Annotated in this window: 1 protein-coding gene; it reads left to right on the top strand. The window is 60.0% G+C overall.

The window, feature by feature from the left end; all coding sequences use genetic code 11:
- Positions 1 to 388 precede the first annotated feature (388 nt).
- Positions 389 to 657 (top strand): MerR family transcriptional regulator (locus CK240_RS19065; protein WP_420818639.1); only part of this gene is annotated, 269 nt, incomplete at its 3' end.

Genomic DNA, 657 nt, shown 5'->3' with positions numbered 1-657 from the left:
CATGAGCCCAGAGAAACAGGGACGTTCAGTCCATGCCGTTACCTTCCGCTGGCGTTGGAAGGACCCGCATGCTGCCGCTGACACCGCCAGCGAAAACGAGCGCCACAGCGTTGCACGCCGCCGTCAGCAGGAGACAGCCGGCGCGCCACCGATGATTGAGGACAGGGATGAAGCGGCCCGGCTCTGGTGCGGCCCGGCTCTGGTGGGAAGGTCTGGTCCAAAGCGCTCGCGATGAGTGGGCAGAGCGGATTGGTCGGACGTTCAAGGCCGCTGGAAAGGAGCATACCCGCCCAGAACGCATTCTACGCCGGATGGCTTTTGACGTGACGCATCCTGATGCGCTTCATAGTGGAGAAGATGGTGCACCACGCAACAAGGCAGTAAAACGGTGATGCTAAGCTTGCGACAGGCGGCTGAACTGACAGGCAAGAGCAAGTCAACTCTTACACGTGCTATCAAGGCAGGTCGTCTTTCTGCCTCCCGCAACGCTGAGGGGATGTTTGCCATAGATCCTGCTGAGCTCGCACGTGCTTATCCCTTCGTGGCCCCGTCCGACGCAGAGCATGACGCACACCATGGTGCACCACGCAACAGTGAGACAGATGAAGCAGCAATCCTGCGCCTGCAGCTTTCTCTATTGATAGACGAGCGGGAGCG

It is taken from the genome of Paracoccus salipaludis, assembly GCF_002287065.1.
In the GTDB taxonomy this organism is placed as follows: Bacteria; Pseudomonadota; Alphaproteobacteria; order Rhodobacterales; family Rhodobacteraceae; genus Paracoccus; species Paracoccus salipaludis.
This window is presented reverse-complemented; position numbering and strand designations above follow the sequence as displayed.